General features: G+C 66.4%; 22 protein-coding genes. 15 read left to right on the forward strand and 7 right to left on the reverse strand.

Features of this window, described 5'->3' with window-relative positions; translation table 11 throughout:
* The 6 genes from Q8R27_RS12920 to rpsO form a co-directional block, all read left to right on the forward strand.
* A partial coding sequence (locus Q8R27_RS12920; RefSeq protein WP_305699402.1) for a translation initiation factor IF-2 occupies positions 1–861 on the forward strand: 861 nt, incomplete at its 5' end.
* Positions 862–945: 84 nt separating this feature from the next.
* Positions 946–1,518 carry a lipocalin family protein gene (locus tag Q8R27_RS12925; RefSeq protein WP_371134699.1) on the forward strand — a complete coding sequence of 191 codons (573 nt, stop codon included), beginning with the start codon at positions 946–948 and terminating at the stop codon, positions 1,516–1,518.
* Positions 1,515–2,033 carry a DUF2939 domain-containing protein gene (locus Q8R27_RS12930; RefSeq protein WP_305699403.1) on the forward strand — a complete coding sequence of 173 codons (519 nt, stop codon included), beginning with the start codon at positions 1,515–1,517 and terminating at the stop codon, positions 2,031–2,033. The genes Q8R27_RS12925 and Q8R27_RS12930 overlap by 4 nt, the downstream gene beginning before the upstream one ends.
* A 99-nt stretch (positions 2,034–2,132) precedes the next feature.
* On the forward strand, positions 2,133–2,567 hold the full coding sequence (gene rbfA, locus Q8R27_RS12935) for a 30S ribosome-binding factor RbfA (protein WP_305699404.1): 435 nt from the start codon (positions 2,133–2,135) through the stop codon (positions 2,565–2,567).
* A gap of 4 nt (positions 2,568–2,571) precedes the next feature.
* Positions 2,572–3,549: a tRNA pseudouridine(55) synthase TruB gene (gene truB / locus Q8R27_RS12940; RefSeq protein ID WP_305699405.1), complete on the forward strand. Its 978-nt coding sequence runs from the start codon at positions 2,572–2,574 to the stop codon at positions 3,547–3,549.
* Positions 3,521–3,790: a 30S ribosomal protein S15 gene (gene rpsO, locus Q8R27_RS12945; protein WP_305594118.1), complete on the forward strand. Its 270-nt coding sequence runs from the start codon at positions 3,521–3,523 to the stop codon at positions 3,788–3,790. The genes truB and rpsO overlap by 29 nt, the downstream gene beginning before the upstream one ends.
* Here rpsO and Q8R27_RS12950 read toward each other — a convergent pair.
* Positions 3,787–3,933: a hypothetical protein gene (locus Q8R27_RS12950; RefSeq protein WP_305699406.1), complete on the reverse strand. Its 147-nt coding sequence runs from the start codon at positions 3,931–3,933 to the stop codon at positions 3,787–3,789. The genes rpsO and Q8R27_RS12950 overlap by 4 nt on opposite strands.
* Positions 3,934–4,067: 134 nt before the next feature.
* Here Q8R27_RS12950 and pnp point away from each other — a divergent pair, with 134 nt between their 5' ends.
* The gene (gene pnp, locus Q8R27_RS12955) at positions 4,068–6,209 is read left to right on the forward strand and encodes a polyribonucleotide nucleotidyltransferase (RefSeq protein WP_305699407.1); all 2,142 of its coding nucleotides are present in this window, start codon (positions 4,068–4,070) and stop codon (positions 6,207–6,209) included.
* Between the two features lie 67 nt (positions 6,210–6,276).
* On the opposite strand, the gene Q8R27_RS12960 is transcribed toward pnp, so the two are convergent.
* The 4 genes from Q8R27_RS12960 to Q8R27_RS12975 all read right to left on the reverse strand — a co-directional run bounded on the left by Q8R27_RS12960 (position 6,277) and on the right by Q8R27_RS12975 (position 9,111).
* A complete protein-coding gene (locus Q8R27_RS12960; protein WP_305699408.1) occupies positions 6,277–6,687 on the reverse strand; it encodes a glyoxalase/bleomycin resistance/extradiol dioxygenase family protein in 411 nt (136 codons plus the stop codon).
* A 22-nt stretch (positions 6,688–6,709) separates the two neighbouring features.
* Complete coding sequence (locus Q8R27_RS12965) at positions 6,710–7,960, reverse strand: RNA polymerase sigma factor (protein WP_305699409.1); 1,251 nt, start codon at positions 7,958–7,960, stop codon at positions 6,710–6,712.
* Entirely contained in the window at positions 7,957–8,358 is a 402-nt protein-coding gene (locus Q8R27_RS12970) for a YciI family protein (RefSeq protein ID WP_305699410.1), read from the reverse strand. Before Q8R27_RS12970 ends, Q8R27_RS12965 begins: the two co-directional genes overlap by 4 nt.
* 231 nt (positions 8,359–8,589) lie before the next feature.
* On the reverse strand, positions 8,590–9,111 hold the full coding sequence (locus Q8R27_RS12975; protein WP_305699411.1) for a hypothetical protein: 522 nt from the start codon (positions 9,109–9,111) through the stop codon (positions 8,590–8,592).
* A 316-nt stretch (positions 9,112–9,427) separates the two neighbouring features.
* Here Q8R27_RS12975 and Q8R27_RS12980 point away from each other — a divergent pair, with 316 nt between their 5' ends.
* From Q8R27_RS12980 to Q8R27_RS13000, 5 genes are all read left to right on the forward strand, one after another.
* Positions 9,428–9,802 carry a hypothetical protein gene (locus tag Q8R27_RS12980; protein ID WP_305594106.1) on the forward strand — a complete coding sequence of 125 codons (375 nt, stop codon included), beginning with the start codon at positions 9,428–9,430 and terminating at the stop codon, positions 9,800–9,802.
* Between the two features lie 6 nt (positions 9,803–9,808).
* The gene (locus Q8R27_RS12985) at positions 9,809–10,162 is read left to right on the forward strand and encodes a helix-turn-helix domain-containing protein (RefSeq protein ID WP_305594104.1); all 354 of its coding nucleotides are present in this window, start codon (positions 9,809–9,811) and stop codon (positions 10,160–10,162) included.
* A 106-nt stretch (positions 10,163–10,268) separates the two neighbouring features.
* Positions 10,269–11,168 (forward strand): ImmA/IrrE family metallo-endopeptidase, encoded by a 900-nt coding sequence (locus Q8R27_RS12990; RefSeq protein WP_305594102.1) that lies wholly within the window; start codon positions 10,269–10,271, stop codon positions 11,166–11,168.
* On the forward strand, positions 11,165–11,803 hold the full coding sequence (locus Q8R27_RS12995) for a C1 family peptidase (protein ID WP_305699412.1): 639 nt from the start codon (positions 11,165–11,167) through the stop codon (positions 11,801–11,803). Before Q8R27_RS12990 ends, Q8R27_RS12995 begins: the two co-directional genes overlap by 4 nt.
* Before the next feature lie 9 nt (positions 11,804–11,812).
* Entirely contained in the window at positions 11,813–12,685 is an 873-nt protein-coding gene (locus Q8R27_RS13000) for a hypothetical protein (protein ID WP_305594098.1), read from the forward strand.
* On the opposite strand, the gene Q8R27_RS13005 is transcribed toward Q8R27_RS13000, so the two are convergent.
* Complete coding sequence (locus Q8R27_RS13005; protein ID WP_305594096.1) at positions 12,618–13,298, reverse strand: uracil-DNA glycosylase; 681 nt, start codon at positions 13,296–13,298, stop codon at positions 12,618–12,620. The two genes, Q8R27_RS13000 and Q8R27_RS13005, sit on opposite strands and share 68 nt — an antisense overlap.
* Before the next feature lie 10 nt (positions 13,299–13,308).
* The gene (locus tag Q8R27_RS13010; protein WP_305699413.1) at positions 13,309–14,559 is read right to left on the reverse strand and encodes a nucleoside triphosphate pyrophosphohydrolase family protein; all 1,251 of its coding nucleotides are present in this window, start codon (positions 14,557–14,559) and stop codon (positions 13,309–13,311) included.
* Positions 14,560–14,762: 203 nt separating this feature from the next.
* On the opposite strand from Q8R27_RS13010, the gene Q8R27_RS13015 reads away from it, so the two are divergent.
* The 3 genes from Q8R27_RS13015 to Q8R27_RS13025 form a co-directional block, all read left to right on the forward strand.
* Entirely contained in the window at positions 14,763–15,119 is a 357-nt protein-coding gene (locus Q8R27_RS13015; protein ID WP_305699414.1) for a hypothetical protein, read from the forward strand.
* Between the two features lie 704 nt (positions 15,120–15,823).
* Positions 15,824–16,486, forward strand: coding sequence for a YceI family protein (locus tag Q8R27_RS13020; protein WP_371134700.1), 663 nt, complete (start codon positions 15,824–15,826; stop codon positions 16,484–16,486).
* A 14-nt stretch (positions 16,487–16,500) separates the two neighbouring features.
* The coding region (locus Q8R27_RS13025; protein WP_305699417.1) for a DUF1428 family protein at positions 16,501–16,609 on the forward strand (109 nt) is incomplete at its 3' end.

Raw genomic sequence — 16,609 nt, forward strand, 5'->3', positions numbered from 1 at the left:
GTGCGCGCCCTGCTCAACGAGCGGGACGAACAGGTCGCCAGCGCCGGGCCTTCGGAACCGGTGGAGATCCTGGGCCTCGACGGTACGCCCGATCCGGGCGAGCCCTTCGCGGTCGTCGAGACCGAAGCGCGTGCGCGCGAACTCACCGAATACCGCACGCGTCTGAAGCGCGAGAAGGCCGGCTCGCCGGTCGCCGGCGGCGTCACCATGGCCGACATGATGGCCAAGCTGCAGGACAAGCGAGTCTCGGAACTGCCACTGGTCATCAAGGCCGACGTGCAGGGTTCCGCCGAAGCGATCGTCGGCTCGCTGGACAAGCTCGGCACCGACGAGGTCCGTGCGCGGATCATCCTGTCGGGCGCCGGCGCGATCAGCGAAAGCGACGTCATGCTGGCCAAGGGCGCCGGCTCGCCGGTGCTGGGCTTCAACGTCCGGGCCTCGAAGCAGGCGCGCGAACTGGCTGACCGCGAAGGCGTCGAGATCCGCTACTACGCGATCATCTACGACCTGATCGACGACATCAAAGGCGTGCTCTCGGGCATGCTGCCGCCGATCCAGCGCGAGACCTTCCTCGGCAACGCCGAGGTGCTGCAGGCCTTCGACATCACCAAGGTCGGCAAGGTCGCCGGTTGCCGGGTCACCGAGGGGGTGGTCCGCAAGGGCGCGCGCGTCCGGATCATCCGTCAGGACGTGGTGGTGCTCGAACTCGGCACCCTGCAGACGCTCAAGCGCTTCAAGGACGAGGTCAACGAGGTCCAGTCTGGCCAGGAGTGCGGCATGTTCTTCCAGGGCTTCCAGGACATCAAGGTCGGCGACACGATCGAGTGCTTCACCCTCGAAGAGGTCAAGCGCAGCCTCTAGACGGGTTTCGCCCAACAGATCAGGCCCCGGAGCTCGTCTCCGGGGCCTTTTCGTTTCCGCCGAAGCGGCGCGGATCCACGGCTCATGCGTTCCCGCACCATGCAGATCACCAGGATGTTTCCCACCGCGATCGCCGCCAGCGCCTTGGCCCTTTCGGCCTGCGCCGCCGGCCCCGTCGGCAACACGCGCGTGCCCGAGCCCGCAAAGGCGGTGGAGTTCGAGCGCTATCAGGGCCTCTGGTACGAGTTCGCGCGCTACGACAACCGCTTCGAGCGCGGGTGCGAAGGCGTCACCGCGCGTTACGCAAAGTTGCCGGACGGCCTCATCTCGGTGCTCAACACCTGCCGCAAGGGCGCGCCGGATGGTCCTGCGAAATCCTCGGACGGTCGCGCAAAGCCTGTCGGAGACGCCAAGGCCGCCAAGCTCAAGGTCTCGTTCTTCGGACCATTCTTCTTCGGCGACTACTGGGTGCTGGATCGCGCTGACGATTATAGCTGGGCGATCGTCGGGGAGCCGTCGGGACGCTATCTTTGGATCCTGACCCGCGAGGCGCAGCCCTCGGCCGAGCGCCGCCGCGACCTGCTCGCGCGTGTGAAGGGCCTGGGCTATGACCTCGGGCTGCTCCGCATGACCCGCCACGGCGAGGGAACACCATGAACCGCATCCTGAACCTCATGGCGACCAGCCTCGCCGCCCTGTCGTTGGCGGCCTGCGCCTCGGTGCAGAAGATCGACGCGGCCGGCGACGTCCACGCGCTGCTCGTCTCGATCCGCGACGGTGATGACGCGGCCTTCGACGCCCACGTCGACCGCCCCGCGCTGGAGCGCGAGATCGGCGCGAGGATGACAGCCGAGCTTAACAAGCCGTCCGCCGATCCCAGGCTGAAGATGCTCGGCGCTTTGCTGGGCTCCTCGGCCGCGAGCCTGGCCGGCGACGCTCTGATCCGACCCAAGGTGTTCCGCACCGTCGCCGAGTACTACGGCTATCGCGAGGGCCAGCCGCTGCCCGGACGCATGGCCATCGCCGGCAGTCTGAAGGAGGTCGGCGACGGCCGGGTGTGCGCCACCCGTAAGAAGGGCGGCCCCTGTCTGCTGCTGTTCACCCAGGAACAGGGCGTATGGCGTCTGTCCGGCTTCGAAGGCGAGACCTCGATGCTGCGTACTGGCGCCTGATCCCACCCGCGCTGGACTTCCGCGTCCTGGCTCTCTAGAAGCGCGCCTTCCCCGCGCCGGCGTCCGATCCGCCGTTCGGGCGCAAGCCAAGGCCTCGACATGAAACGCCCCTCACAGCCCGGCCGCGGTCAGCCCGCCGGCCCCACCCAGCGCCAACTTCGCGCCGGCGAACTGGTCCGCCACGCCCTCGCCGAGATCCTCCGTGAAGAGAAGCTGGCTGACTCCGCCTTGCAGGGGGTCTCGGTGACGATCACCGAAGTCCGGATAAGCCCGGACCTGCGCCACGCCATCTGTTTCGTCGAGCCGCTCGGCGGCGTTCACGCCTCCGAAGTGGTGGAGGCGCTGGGCCGCCACACCAAGTACCTGCGTGGGCGCCTGGGCCGGATCATCGACATGAAATTCACGCCCGACCTCAAGTTCCTCCACGACGAGAGCTTCAACGAGGCCACCCGCATCAACCGCCTGTTCGACGACCCGCGCGTCCGCCGCGACCTGACCGCTGGTGACGGCCCCGACGACGACGGCGAGGCCTGACGCCATGGGCCGCAAGCGCAAGGGCGACCCGGTCTCCGGCTGGGTGTGCCTCGACAAGCCCTACGACCTGACCTCCACCCATGCCGTCAGTCGCGTACGCCGGCTGTTCAACGCCCAGAAGGCAGGGCACGCCGGCACCCTCGATCCCCTGGCCACCGGCATCCTGCCGATCGCTCTGGGTGAGGCGACCAAGACGGTCCCGTACCTGATGGACGCCGACAAGACCTACCGGTTCACCATCGCCTGGGGCCGCACGACCGCGACGTTCGACCGTGAAGGCGAGACGACGCAAAGCTCCGACGTGCGCCCCGACCCGGACGCCGTCGCCGCCGCCCTGCCGGCCTTCGTCGGCGAGATCTCTCAGGTCCCGCCGATCTACTCGGCGATCAAGGTTGACGGCGAGCGGGCCTATGACCTCGCCCGCGCCGGCGAGACGGTGGAGCTCAAGGCCCGCATCGTGCGGATCGATGCGGCGCGCGTCACCGCTGCGCCGGACGTCGACCACGTCGAGATCGAGATCGACTGCGGCAAGGGCGTCTATGTGCGCGCGGTGGTGCGCGACCTGGCCGAACGCCTGGGCGCCTGCGGCCATGTCAGCGCGCTGCGCCGCACCCGTGTCGGCGGCTTCACCGAGGCGCGGGCGATAGGACTGGAAACGCTTGAGGAATTCGGGCATAAGGCCCGCCATCTGGAGGCATTGCTTCCGGTCGAGACCGCGCTGGACGACATCCCGGCGCTGGCCGTGACCGACGAAGACGCTTTCAGGCTCAAGCAGGGACGATCGATCGTTCTCATTCCCCGACAGGTGGAAGCGCTGAAGACCCGGCTCAATCCCGGGTCTCGCATCGTTTCCGCCACGACGGGCGGACAGATCATCGCTCTCTGCGAGATGCGCGCCGGCCGGCTCGAGCCCGCGCGGGTCTTCAACATCGAAAAGAGCGGAGACCTCACCGATGTCGATTACGATCGAACGCAAGGCTGAACTGATCAAGACCCACGCCCGGGGCGAAGCCGACACCGGCAGCGCCGAGGTCCAGGTGGCTATCCTGTCTGAACGGATCTCCAACCTGACCGAGCACTTCAAGACCCACAAGAAGGACAACCACTCGCGCCGGGGGCTTCTGAAGCTCGTTTCCCAGCGCCGTTCGCTTCTGGATCACCTGAAGAAGACCGACGAAGCTCGCTACCAGAGCATCATCGAGAAGCTGGGCCTGCGCCGCTAAGCCAGGCCTCGCGCTGCGCGGGCGGGCCCGCGCAGACGCTTGAACGACAGCGCCCCCGCCTCGCGGGCGGCGTCGATACATAGCTGCCGCCCCTTCACGACAGGCTGAAGGATCAGCGGCGGCGCCTCAGGCTCCCGTTTCATGTGAGAGCCTGCACGTCCGCACGAGGGTTCGGTAGAAATCCTCGCCGCCTGTTCATCTGGAGAGGATTTCGGAAAGCCCGAACGCCCTGTCCGTCCCCGCCGGGAATACGCCCGCGGGTTGAGAAAGAAGAGAAATGTTCGACATCAAACGCAAATCGATCGAGTGGGGCGGCAAGACGCTGACGCTCGAAACCGGCCGCATGGCCCGTCAGGCAGACGGTGCGGTGCTGGCCATCTACGGCGAGACCATGGTGCTGGCCACCGCGGTGTTCGCCAAGAGCGCGAAGCCCGGTCAGGACTTCTTCCCGCTCACCGTCAACTATCAGGAGAAGTTCTACGCCGCGGGCAAGATCCCGGGCAGCTTCCCCCGCCGCGAGGGCGCGCCCTCGCAGAAGGAAACCCTGACCTCGCGCCTGATCGACCGTCCGATCCGCCCGCTGTTCGTCAAGGGCTTCAAGAACGAGGTCCAGGTGGTCACGACCGTGCTCGCCCACGACCTGGAGAACGATCCCGACATCGTCGCCCTGGTCGCGGCCTCCGCCGCCCTGGTGATTTCCGGCGCGCCGTTCATGGGCCCGATCGCCGGCGCCCGCGTTGGCTTCGTGGACGGGGAATACATCCTCAACCCGACGCTCGAGGAAATGAAGGACAGCCAGATGGACCTGGTCGTTGCGGGCACGCACGACGCGGTCATGATGGTCGAGTCCGAGATCCAGGAGCTCAATGAGGACCAAGTCCTCAAGGGCGTGATGTTCGCCCACGCCGGCATGCAGCCGGTGATCGACGCGATCATCGAACTGGCCGAACACTCCGCCAAGGAGCCGTTCGACTTCGTCCCCGACGACACCGACGCGATCAAGGCCGAGATCAAGGGCCTGATCGGCGCCGACCTCGCGGCCGCCTACAAGATCGTCGCCAAGGGCCAGCGTCACGACGCGGTGTCCGCGGCCAAGGCCAAGGCTTCCGAGAAGTTCGGCAAGTCGGAAGCCAACCCGACTGGCGTCTCGCCCGACAAGCTGGGCGGCGTGTTCAAGGAACTGGAAGCCGACGTCGTCCGCCGCAACATCCTGGACACCGGCATCCGCATCGACGGCCGCACCGTCGACAAGGTCCGCCAGATCGTCTCCGAAGTGGGCGTGCTGCCCCGGGCCCACGGCTCGGCGCTGTTCACCCGCGGCGAAACGCAAGCCCTGGTCGTGGCCACGCTCGGCACCGGCGACGACGAGCAGCTGATCGACGCGCTCGAGGGCAAGTACTACGAGAAGTTCATGCTGCATTATAACTTCCCGCCGTTCTCGGTCGGGGAGACGGGCCGCATGGGCGCGCCGGGCCGCCGCGAAGTCGGCCACGGCAAGCTGGCGTGGCGGGCGATCCGCCCGATGCTGCCGAGCGCGGAGGAGTTCCCCTACACCATCCGCCTGGTCTCGGAGATCTTCGAGTCCAACGGCTCGTCCTCGATGGCCAGCGTCTGCGGCTCGTCGCTGGCGCTGATGGATGCGGGCGTGCCGCTGAAGAAGCCGGTCTCCGGCATCGCCATGGGCCTGATCCTCGAGCCCGACGGTTTCGCCGTGCTCTCCGACATCCTGGGCGACGAGGACCACCTCGGCGACATGGACTTCAAGGTGGCCGGCACCGAGGACGGCATCACCTCGCTGCAGATGGATATCAAGATCGCCGGCATCACTGAGGAGATCATGCGCAAGGCTCTGGCTCAGGCCAAGGACGGCCGCGCGCACATCCTGGGTGAGATGGGCAAGGCCATGGAGGCGCCCCGCACCGAGCTGGGCGAATTCGCGCCGAAGATCGAGACCATGAAGGTCCCGGTCGACAAGATCCGCGAAGTCATCGGCACCGGCGGCAAGGTGATCCGCGAGATCGTCGCGGAGACCGGCGCCAAGGTCGACATCGGCGACGACGGCACGGTGAAGATCGCCGCCGCCGAGCAGTCGAAGATCGACGCGGCCCGCGACTGGATCAAGTCGATCGTGTCCGAGCCGGAAGTCGGCGAAATCTACACCGGCAAGGTGGTCAAGATCGTCGACTTCGGCGCCTTCGTGAACTTCTTCGGCGCCAAGGACGGCCTGGTCCACGTGAGCCAGATCTCCGCCGACCGCGTGGCGAAGGTCCAGGACGTGCTGCAGGAAGGCCAGTCCGTGAAGGTCAAGCTTCTCGGCTTCGACGACCGCGGCAAGACCCGCCTGTCAATGAAGGTGGTCGACCAGGAGACCGGTGAAGACCTCTCCAAGAAGGACCAGCCGGAAACCGCCGAGGCCTAGGCCTCGGGCGGATCGGCTAAGACAATCGGGGCGGTCGCAGCGATGCGGCCGCCCTTTTTGCTGGGCGCTACTTCGGGGCGGCCATGGCCCAGGTGATGCCGAAGGGGTCTTTGACCTGGCCGTAGCGGTCGCCCCAGAACTGTTCGGCGAGCGGCATGGTCACTTCGCAGCCGGCGTCGACGGCGCGCTTCCACCAGGCGTCGACGTCGGTGACCTGCAGGTGCAGCGCATAGCCCTGGGCCGGCACGGCCGGGTAGCCGAAGTCGGGGAAGAAGTCGGCCATCATCAGGTCGCCGCCGTTGATCTTCAGATGGCCGTGCATCACGCGGCGGCCGTCGTCGCTCTTCATCAGCATCAGCTCCTCGGCGCCGAAGGCCCGCTTGTAGAAGTCCATCGCCTTGGCGGCGCCGTCGATGGAGAGGTGGGCGATCACGCCGCCGGCCTGCATCGCCTGTTCGCTGGAGGGGTTGTCAGCCATGGGGAAGTCCTTTCGTGGGGGCTTAAGCGGAGCGCTCGCCGTCCTTCATCAGGCGGTCGAGGTGCATGCGGATGTGGGCGGCCTCAGGCGCGGAGTTGGCTCGGGCGATCGCCTGGTCGAAGGCGGTGCGCGCCTCAGCCTCGCGGCCGAGCTGCATCAGCAGCCCGCCCTTGACGCCGTAGAAGTGGAAGTAGCCGGCCAGGCGATCCTCCAGCGGCGCGATCATCGCCAGCGCCTCGGCGGGCCCGCGGGCCTTCGACACGGCGACGGCGCGGTTGAGGGTGACGACGGGGGAGGGCTGCATTAGCTCCAGCGCCGCATAGAGCAGGTCGATCTGCGCCCAGTCGGTGTCGGCCGGCGTCGCGGCGCGGGCGTGCAGGGCGGCGATCGCGGCCTGGACCTGGTAGGGGCCGCGGCGGCGGTGGCGGATCGCCTTGTCGATCAGGGCCAGGCCCTCGGCGATCATCTTGCCGTTCCACAGGCTCCGGTCCTGGTCGTCGAGCAGCACCACCTCCCCGGCGGCGTCGAAGCGGGCCGGCGTGCGCGCGTGCTGCAGCAGCATCAGCGCCGTCAGGCCCATGATCTCCGGCTCGTTGGTGAACAGGCGCAGCAGCAGGCGGCCCAGGCGGATCGCCTCGTCGCTGAACTGGCCGCGGGCCTCGCCGCCGGCGGCGGAATAGCCCTCGGTGAACACCAGGTAGATCATCGCCGCCACCGCAGCCAACCGCTCGGAGCGCTCGACGGGGCCGGGCGCCTCGAAGGCTACGTCGGCGCGGGCGATGCGCGCCTTGGCGCGGGTGATCCGCTGCTCCATCGCCGCCTCGCCGACCAGGAAGGCGCGGGCGATCTGCTTCACGCTGAGGCCCGAGACGATGCGCAGGGCGAGCGCGATCTGCTGGGTGGGGGGCAGGTCCGGGTGGCAGCAGATGAACAGCAGCCGCAGCACGTCGTCGCGGTAATGGTCGCCGTCCAGCCGCTCGGCCATCGGCGCCTCGACGTCGGCGAGATCGCTGATCTGCTCCTCGGGCGGCAGGGCGGTGTTGCGCGCGCGCTTGCGCACCCCGTCGAGGGCGGCGTTGCGGCCGACCATGATCAGCCAGGCGGTGGGGTCGCGCGGCGGCCCATTGGCCGGCCAGTTCTTCAGGGCCCGCAGGCAGGCGTCCTGGAACGCCTCCTCAGCGGTGTCGAGGTCGCGGAAATAGCGCAGCAGGGCGCCGATCGCCTGGGGCCGGGCGGACGCCATCGCCCCCTGGATCCAGGCGAGGTCGCTCATGACGCGGCGACGCCGGCGACGGCGCTGGCGGCGAGCGCGGCGTTGGGGTGGAACAGCAGCAGGGGGCGAATCTCGTAGGACCCCGGCCCCGGGTTGGCGGCGGCGAGATCGCGGGCGACGGCGAGCGCGCCCTCCAGGTCCGCGCAGTCGACGACGTAGAAGCCGAGCAGCTGCTCCTTGGTCTCGGCGAACGGCCCGTCGATCACCAGCTGTTCGCCGCCCTTGCGCAGCGTGGTCGCCGCCGTCGTCGGCAGCAGCCGGGCGACGGGACCTAAGCGGTTCTGGGCGACCAGCTTGTCCTGCACCTGGGTGAGGTCGGCCATCACCTTGGCCTCCTGGTCTTGGGTCCAGGAGAAGACGGCGTCTTCCTCGTTGTAGCAGAGAATGGCGTAGAGCATGGCGCGGGCCTCGTTCGTCTGGAAGACGCACGAGTATGGCGCGGGCCGACAGGGGGGTGCGCGCAAAAAACGCGCGCGCGCCAATCCACCCGGTCATCCCCGCGAAAGCGGGGACCCAGGTTGTTTGCGGTTCTGGGGGAGGTCTGGGAAGGGTCGGGGTGGTTCGAAGCTCAGCTTACGAACAACGCCTGGGTCCCCGCTTTCGCGGGGATGAGCGGGGGAGGGGTGCTCTTAGGGCCCGGCGCCGGAGGCGCGTTCGCCGGCTTCGGGCGCTTCTCCCGAGCCTTGCGTGGGGTCCGCGCCCTCGTCGTTGGCGGCGCGGGCGGCTTCCAGGTCGAGGTCCTTGCGCACCTGGGCGATGCAGGCCTCCAGCGGCATGGCGCCGAAATCCTCGAACAGCACTTCCTCGGCGAGATGGGCGTCCACCTCGCGCAGCAGCGCCAGCGCCTCGTCGCGCTCGTAATCGTGGCTGATCTCGCGCCACAGCGCCGTGCGCACCTGGCCCTTGCGGATCTCGCAGGCGCGGTTGGCCAGCACCCGGTCCTCGCGCACCGCCTCGCGACGCTCCTGCGCCAGCCGCGACTCCAGCGCCAGGGTCATGCGCACCGCGCGCGACACCCGGTGGAACGCCAGCGCCAGGCCCAGCACCGCCTCGTCGCTCGAAGCACCTTGCGCCCGCGCCGCCAGCCCACGCGCCATCGTCATCCCGAGCTCGGCCAGCTCCGCCAGCACGCGCCCCTGCCGCTCACCCATGTCCGCTGTCGTCGCCACGAACAAAAAGAGAACACGAGAAGGGCCGGTTGTCAAATTTTGTCGCGGACGGCGGGCAGGCATCCCGTAGACAAGAAGTCCGCTCACGACCCACCTGCGACGTTCGGGATGTCCGATGAATGCTGATGGCAGCGCCCAGTACTTGAGACTGGCGCCTCGCGGTTGGCGGAGTTCGGGACCTTGCATTGGGCGACGGCGGGGAGTGTGCCACCCTCGCTCGTCACACACACTTGCTACGTGGTGTTGGAAAATCATACATACTATGCCATATATGTACGGCAATCAGACGGAGGACGCCATGGCCGATGCACCCACCAAGGAGGACTTGGAGAAGATCTTCGCGGAAAAAAAAGCGATTTTGATCGCTGAGCTGGAGGGATGGTTTGAAACTGAGACCGCCTCCATCGACGGATCAATTGAGGCCAAGGCCCCGGCCGGCGCTGGAGGCTCGATCATCAGTGTCCGAGCCGCGATCGATTCGAAGCGCGTTGTAGACGCGACCTTGATCACGGAGGAAGTGCTCGGCATCGAGCTGCCGCCCGAGATCATCAAACCCGGTGGCTATGACAGCTGCGACGCCATGATCGCAGACCTTGTTCCGAAACTGCGGGCCGTCTTCGTCGGCGAACTCAAGGTCAAGAAGACATCCAGCAAGCAGCCGGCGGGGGCGTAGCCCGCCATGGCCTCTCCAGCGGACCAATGGCGCGATCTCGGTGAGCGGCTGCGCAAAGCGCGCGAGTATCTCGAACTGACGCAGGACGAAGCGGCTCGAGTGATCGGGATTTCCCGCCCATCACTATCTCAGGTAGAAAACGGTCGACGAAAGGTCGATGCGGTTGAGTTGGCCGCGTTTGCCAAACTCTACGGGCAGTCGGTCGAGACTCTTGCCGGCGCTATGCCACAACAGATTCCAGAGGACGTTCAGCACTTGGCTCGCGCGACCCGCGATCTCTCAGACCAGGATCGCGCAGAGCTCCTGCGTTTTGCTGAGTTCTTGCAGGCGCGATCGAAGAAGGACGATCGCGTTGGCTAGGTCGCCTGCTGCCTCCACTCGATTGAACGCGGCTGCGTCCGCCAAGCGGCTTCACCGTCAGCTTGGGCTGGAGGCGCGCATCCGCCAGTCGGGCGGGGCGGTCGACGTGTTTGAGATCATTGCCGAATTGGATATTCCCCTTCTGTTCAAACCCCTTGAGACTGCCCAGGGGCTTTGCCTGCCGAAGCCGCTGCGTGGGATCATGATCACCACGCGCCGGACTCTCAGTATCCAGCGATTCACGGCCGCCCACGAACTCGGCCATTTGATGCTCGACCACGAGGCGAGCATCGACCTGGAGATTCTCGAACGGGGCCCCCTTGGACCCGACAAAGGGCGCGATCTCCAGGAGGTCGCCGCCGACGCCTTTGCGGCCGAGTTCATGCTCCCAAGATGGCTCTACGGCTACCACATCCAACGGCAGGGGTGGTCGGTCGCTGAACTACGCAACCCCAACGTCACCTACCAGCTCTCGTTGCGCATGGGCGCCAGCTACGAGGCGACCTGCTGGGGGCTTCTGAGCCATCAAATCCTGAAGCGACCCGAAGTTGATGCGCTCCGGAAGGAGAAGGTCGCCAACATGAAGGCGCGGCTGGGCGACGGATTTCGGCCGGCCGACTCATGGGCCGACGTCTGGCGCTTCACGGAGCGCGATGATGGCGGCGTCATCGGCAGCACCGAGCGCGACCTGGTCCGGTTGGAACTGCCGGAGAACAGTAGCGCTGGATACGAATGGGACGTTGGCATCCTGCGCGAAGCCGGCCTCGAAATCCTCGATGACAGATCGGAGTTCAACGAAGACCCGGTTATATACGGCGCGCCGGCCAAACGCCGCGTCATGGCAAGACCCCTGACGTCGGATCGTCGGACAGTCTCTCTCATCGAAAGCCAGCCTTGGAGCCCCAGCAACGATTCACGCCTCACCGTGACTCTGAACTTCGACGGTGCTGAAACAGGGGGCCTTTCCAAGGCCGAGCGCCGGCGTGTAGGAGCCATGCCCGCGTGATCGTCGATGTCGACCTGCGACCCCAGTTTCAAGGCGTCCGGCACCAGGGTCAACGCTCAGCATGCCTTGCGTTCGCGACGACGGCCGCTCATGAGCGCCATATCGCCGCGCCCGAACTCCTGTGTGTGGAGTATTTGTTCTATCATTCAGTTCAACGAACGCCCGGTGCCGATCCCGGCGCGGGTGCCTCGATGCTCGCGATGGGCGATGCCCTTCGCGATGATGGTCAACCCGTGGAGGCCGTCTGGCCCTACTTGGCGGCGCAACCCGCCCCAGGGGCTTGGACCGTCCCGACCTTTAAGAATCCGGTGTTGAAGGCGACCGCAGATATGTCGTCTCGGGACTTCGACGCGATTGTCGCCACGCTCGACAGCGACCGCCCTGTGGTGCTGGGGCTGGTGATCACCGCCAGCTTCCTTCGCTGCACCCCGAGCGGACGGCTGCCGCCATTGAATCCTGATCCGGCCCGCAGTGGCCACGCCGTGCTTGCCGTTGGGCACGGACGAGATCCGAGTGGTGATCAGCACATCCTGATCCGTAACAGCTGGGGGGCCTCTTGGGGCTCCGGCGGGCACGCCTGGCTGTCGCGTCCTTATGTTGCCGGGCAACTCCGCGACACCGCGATCCTAACCTGAGAGCTACCGATGGAACTGATCAAAGGCGAAACCTGCCCCAGTGTCTGGCTTAAGGCGGTTGAGCACCTCACGGGCTGCCCGGCGCACGAGGACTTCGACGTCTTCCTCGGCATCGCCACGCCGACGATCTACTCGGCGTCGGATCGGGTGATCCTCGATACCGTCGACGCCTTCCTCCGGGACCATGGGGGCTCCCGGGTTGAAACGGTCGCGGAAACGCTCTTTCCGCTCAGCGACTATCTGCATCACGGAGCCAAGGGCGTGTACGAGGTGTACCCCAAGCGCATCCAGCACATCAGGAGCGCTCGCAGCAATGATCGCCGATGGGGCACCTATGCCCTACGGCTGCTTGAACCGCGGCTAGACCCAAAGAAGCGCAAATACGTGCCGCTTGCGGCGCTCGTCACCAAGATCAGGGACCATGGAAAGTATCGGGCGGCGCATGAACTCAACGTTGGCCCCTTTGAAGACGACATCGAAATCTACGACCCGGACCGCGATCGGTTGCGCCCCTATGGGGGACCTTGCCTCAGCCATCTGAGCTTCAAGGTCTATGACGGGAGGGTTCGGCTGAACGCCACCTATCGATCGCATTTTTATGTCCAGAGGCTTCTGGGCAACCTGATCGGCTTGGCCAGGTTGCAGTTCTTTGTCGCCAACGAAAGCGGACTGGAAGTGGGGCCGTTGACAATCAATTCCACTTTCGCCCGCCTGGATGCCGGCGGCGGCGGCGGCGGCGGTGACGGAGGTCGATGGGGTGAGGGCGATATCACGCGGCTGATCGCCGCCTGCCGTAAGGCGGCGGACGCCGAGGCTACATTGCCAGTTCAGGCTGTCGTGGCTCCAGCCGCAGGTCATACGCCTCTGCCATCTGCCGCCTGAACTCTGTCTGCCCACCGTAGCTTGGGTGGCGCACATAGGTATGGGGGAGGCCCAGGCGTTCGAGCGCCCGTCCGGCATCGTTGCCCAGCACAAAGATTCGCTCGAAGTCGAAGGCCTCCATCATAGCCGCCAAAAGATCCTCACAGGCGGCGAACTCGCGCCGCGTGTGACAGCGGTTGTTCAGGGGTGCGTCGGCTTCGTGGGGGTGGAAAGGGAAGGCGTTCCATAGGAACGGCGGCTCTTCGATTGCTTGTATGACGCGCCAGATTTCGGCGGCGGTGCGTTCCGCCACAGTCTGCGTCGTCGTCGCCTTGCGTGCGCCATCGACGTTGAAGGCGACGCAGAATGAAGGGAGATGGGCTTCGTCGGTCAACGGCAGTCCGGTGCGGCGGCCGCCGCGATAGCCTAGGTCACGTCCGATCCAGGCCGTGCGCGGCATCGCTCTGAAGGCCTCGGCGAAATAGATCTCCAGGTTGTGGAGTCTAACCCCAGGCGAGGCCTCGTCGTCATGGATCTCACAGACGTGGCGGTAGGGATTGAAGACGTTCTCGAACTCCATAGCCCACAAGGCGGCGGAGAACTCCAGAGCGCGATCCTGCGGCTCGCCCTTCACCGCGACATTATCACCCCTCATCGAGACCCTCTCTAAACTCAAGCGTATGGCCGTCGAAGTCGGCCACGACATAGCCCTGGCGGTGCGCTTTCAGGGCGCGGAATACGGCAAATCCGTCCAAGATGGCCTTTTCCCACTGCCAAAGCGCACAGCGCGTCACTTCATAGCCGCGGATGAATTCCTGAATGGATTTCAGGAGGTCATAGTCGACGTGGTCCAGGCCTTCGAAAAGCTGACGATCGAGGCCCCGCCCAAAGATGAAGGTCGCGACCCCTTCTTCGATAAGGATGGCGCGTGCTCCATCTTGGTTTTCGTCCAACTCCGCATCGCTTTTGCGCTTGAGGTGGAGCAGGGCCCTTAGGACCGGTGACCAGCCGAGATGAACCGCGAAGGCGATGTGGAAGACATCGTGAAAGCGGTAATCGTCGCGTTCACTTTTGTTGTCTGTTAGCCGGTCTCCAACAATGATGCCGTTGCACTTTTGTATGACGTAAGATTTTGTGCCACTCGTTTCTTCTGCAACGAAGAATTCCAAGCGCTCGGGCAGGCGCTCGTTCTTCGGCATGCCCGAGTCGATGCGCGGGGGGTAGCTTGAGTCGATGGGCCAGCGGCTGAAAATCTTCATCAAGTTGCCGCGAGCGGCCGCGTTCATGCCGACCTCCGCGGCGACCGCGGCGGCCACCAGGGCCCGAAAGATTTCCACCATGTGAGCAGAGAGCTTGTCGCGATTGTTGGCGAAGGCGTCGGCTCGGAAGTCGTTGACTAAGTCGCCAACATAGCCCGCGAGGGCAATCGCCCGGACGCTGAAATCCTGCTCGGAGACCGGGGTGTCGAGGCGGCTCTGAATGTCGTCGAAGGTCCCGAACTCGTGCTGGTCGACTTCGTCCCAGTCGCCGATTTCGCGAAACATTCGCTGGGCGAGGATGCTGAGGTCGAGTCCCGCTCGTGACGCTAGGTTGGTGAAATACCAAAGCGCGTCGCCCAACTCCTCGATGATAGCCGCGTCATACTGGTCGAACGCGGCCTTATCGCGCTGCTTCTTCTTCAGCGCGCTGAGGAGGCTCCCGACCTCGCCGAACAAGCCCAAGATCGGCGGCTCCATGCCACCTTGGTTCAGCCGATCAGTCGTCCGCGTTGCGCGCTGATACGAGTTGAGGTGGATGGTGTCGCCCGAGACCTCGTCGGGTAGAATGACGATAGGGTCGTAGCGGGCCGGCTCGCTCGCGGTCGGCTCCGGACTTGGGAAAGGAGCGTGAGTCATCTTTGGCCGCCAAGCTCAACTCGATGAGCGGTTGTAGCCCCATTTCCAAGTGCCCGAACAGTTGCGATGGGCGACAAGGCCCCGCTACGGAGTTCTTCGTTTGAGCCAACGAGCTAAGGTCCGCATCTGGCCCTATGCGAGACGCTCGTGCCGTTGTCCCCTTCACTGCCATGCTATAATCCCCCCTCCACGGAGCCCTCGCCATGCCCGACCCGCGCTATGAGGCTTCGGCTTATGAGTTCGCCAAGCTAGCGCTGGGGTCGCTGATCACCTCGTGCAGCGGGGCGGTGATCGGGCTGATGGCGTTCGCGGGGCAGCAGCCGAAGCTGGCGCCCGCGCTCGCCTGGCGGCTGGGCGTGGCGGCGGGGTGGCTGGGGGCGGCGCTGCTGCTGGCGCTGCTGTCGGCGATGTTCGCCTTCGCCAATCACGGGCTGCTGGCCTGGGGCAAGCCCAGGCTGTGGCTGCGCGGGCTGGCCGTGGGGGTGGGGATCGCCAGCCTGCTGGCGCTGACCATCGGCGGGATCGCCGCGGTGCAGATGCTGCTGGCTTCGGCGCGGTAGGGCGGGGGCTTCGGGGCTCGTAGCCGTCCGCCGCGGGCTTGCCCCCTTGCGTCTTTCGCCTTTGGCGAAAGCCACCTCCCCCGCTTTGCGGGGGAGGCGCTGGGCGCTTCTGCTCCTCCCTCGTGCAACGGGGGAGGTGGCGCGCCCGTAGGGCGTGACGGAGGGGGGCGTGGGGCGGGGCGTGCAGCACACTTTCCTCCGGTCATCCCCGCGAAAGCGGGGACCCAGGCTTTTTGCGTTGGGGCGGTCCTGAGGGATTCGGGCGGTTCAGGCTCGGCTACAAAAAACGCCTGGGTCCCCGCTTTCGCGGGGATGACCGGGGGTCGGGGGTCGCGCCGCACGGCGCCGGCTCGGCTTAAATCCCATGGCGGCATTTTGCCTGGCGTCCCGGGCCTCTCAAGGACGAGCGCGAACGCGCTCGCCGCGCACGCGGCCGGCCAGGGGCCGGTCCTTGAGAGGCCCGGGTCGCCAGGCTCGCGCGTCTTCCATGGGGTTTATGGCCGGCTCCGCCGCTGGGCGCGGCGGTCGCGTACCTGAGCGTGAGCTGCTGTTTGCGGTTTGCGCGCTGAGATCCCGCTTGGGTCTGCGACTTTCGCCGGGATGAGCGGGGGAGAGGGCGGCGCCGGGGAATTCACGCGCTAGTGTCGGGATCGGGCGCGGTGGAACGTCCTATGACCAGACGCCATTTGGGGGAGAGAGATCCGATGACGACGCACACCACCTTCGCGGCCTGCGCCGCGGCCGTCTCGATGGCGCTGCTGGCCGGGCCGGCGCTGGCCCAGGGGGCGCAGGCCGCGCCCGCCCAGCCGCCGGCCGGCAAGTACTACATGGACCCTTCGCACAGCACGGTGGTGTTGCGGGTGAGCCACCTGGGGTTCTCCAACTACACCATGAGCTTCGCCAAGGTGGAGGGGACGCTGACGTTCGATCCGGCCAACCCGGCGGCGATGACGGTGGAGGCGACGATCGACCCGGCCTCGCTGACCCTGCCCGCGCCGCCGGCCGGCTTCCACGCGACGATCACCGGCAAGGGGTGGCTGGACGCGGGCGCGTTCCCGAAGATCACCTTCCGCTCGACCAAGGTGGAGCCGACCGGCCCGCGCACGGCGAAGGTGAGCGGCGATCTCTCGTTCCACGGGGTGACCAAGCCGGTGACGATCGAGGCGACCTATAATGGCGGCTGGGCGAAGAACGCGTTCGACGGCGACCGGGTCGGGTTCTCCGGCAAGGGCGTGCTGACGCGCTCGGAGTTCGGGGTGGCGTCGGGGATCCCGGCGCCGGGCTCGACCATGGGCGTCAGCGACGCGGTGGATTTCGTGATCGAGACCGAGTTCAGCTCCAACCCGCCGGCCGCTCGGGCAGCGTAGTAGTGGATCCAGCCATGGCCTATATCGACGGGTTCGTGATCGCGGTGCCGACCGCCAACAAGCAGAAGTTCATCGACCACGCCAAGACCTTCGACGCCTATTTCATGGAGCTGGGGGCGGTGC

The organism is Phenylobacterium sp. (genome assembly GCF_030697305.1).
Taxonomy (GTDB): Bacteria; Pseudomonadota; Alphaproteobacteria; order Caulobacterales; family Caulobacteraceae; genus Phenylobacterium.

What these genes read in the sequence shown, in the direction of transcription:
- Q8R27_RS12965 (WP_305699409.1), bottom strand. Translation starts at nt 7,960, where the DNA reads ATGAGCGACCTCGCCTGGATCCAGGGGGCGATGGCGTCCGCCCGGCCC.
- truB (WP_305699405.1), top strand. Translation starts at nt 2,572, where the DNA reads ATGGGCCGCAAGCGCAAGGGCGACCCGGTCTCCGGCTGGGTGTGCCTC.
- Q8R27_RS13000 (WP_305594098.1), top strand. Translation starts at nt 11,813, where the DNA reads ATGGAACTGATCAAAGGCGAAACCTGCCCCAGTGTCTGGCTTAAGGCG.
- rbfA (WP_305699404.1), top strand. Translation starts at nt 2,133, where the DNA reads ATGAAACGCCCCTCACAGCCCGGCCGCGGTCAGCCCGCCGGCCCCACC.
- Q8R27_RS12970 (WP_305699410.1), bottom strand. Translation starts at nt 8,358, where the DNA reads ATGCTCTACGCCATTCTCTGCTACAACGAGGAAGACGCCGTCTTCTCC.
- Q8R27_RS13010 (WP_305699413.1), bottom strand. Translation starts at nt 14,559, where the DNA reads ATGACTCACGCTCCTTTCCCAAGTCCGGAGCCGACCGCGAGCGAGCCG.
- Q8R27_RS12950 (WP_305699406.1), bottom strand. Translation starts at nt 3,933, where the DNA reads ATGAAACGGGAGCCTGAGGCGCCGCCGCTGATCCTTCAGCCTGTCGTG.
- Q8R27_RS12980 (WP_305594106.1), top strand. Translation starts at nt 9,428, where the DNA reads ATGGCCGATGCACCCACCAAGGAGGACTTGGAGAAGATCTTCGCGGAA.
- Q8R27_RS12925 (WP_371134699.1), top strand. Translation starts at nt 946, where the DNA reads ATGCGTTCCCGCACCATGCAGATCACCAGGATGTTTCCCACCGCGATC.
- Q8R27_RS12960 (WP_305699408.1), bottom strand. Translation starts at nt 6,687, where the DNA reads ATGGCTGACAACCCCTCCAGCGAACAGGCGATGCAGGCCGGCGGCGTG.
- rpsO (WP_305594118.1), top strand. Translation starts at nt 3,521, where the DNA reads ATGTCGATTACGATCGAACGCAAGGCTGAACTGATCAAGACCCACGCC.
- Q8R27_RS12930 (WP_305699403.1), top strand. Translation starts at nt 1,515, where the DNA reads ATGAACCGCATCCTGAACCTCATGGCGACCAGCCTCGCCGCCCTGTCG.
- Q8R27_RS12975 (WP_305699411.1), bottom strand. Translation starts at nt 9,111, where the DNA reads ATGGGTGAGCGGCAGGGGCGCGTGCTGGCGGAGCTGGCCGAGCTCGGG.
- Q8R27_RS12985 (WP_305594104.1), top strand. Translation starts at nt 9,809, where the DNA reads ATGGCCTCTCCAGCGGACCAATGGCGCGATCTCGGTGAGCGGCTGCGC.
- Q8R27_RS13015 (WP_305699414.1), top strand. Translation starts at nt 14,763, where the DNA reads ATGCCCGACCCGCGCTATGAGGCTTCGGCTTATGAGTTCGCCAAGCTA.
- Q8R27_RS13020 (WP_371134700.1), top strand. Translation starts at nt 15,824, where the DNA reads ATGACGACGCACACCACCTTCGCGGCCTGCGCCGCGGCCGTCTCGATG.
- pnp (WP_305699407.1), top strand. Translation starts at nt 4,068, where the DNA reads ATGTTCGACATCAAACGCAAATCGATCGAGTGGGGCGGCAAGACGCTG.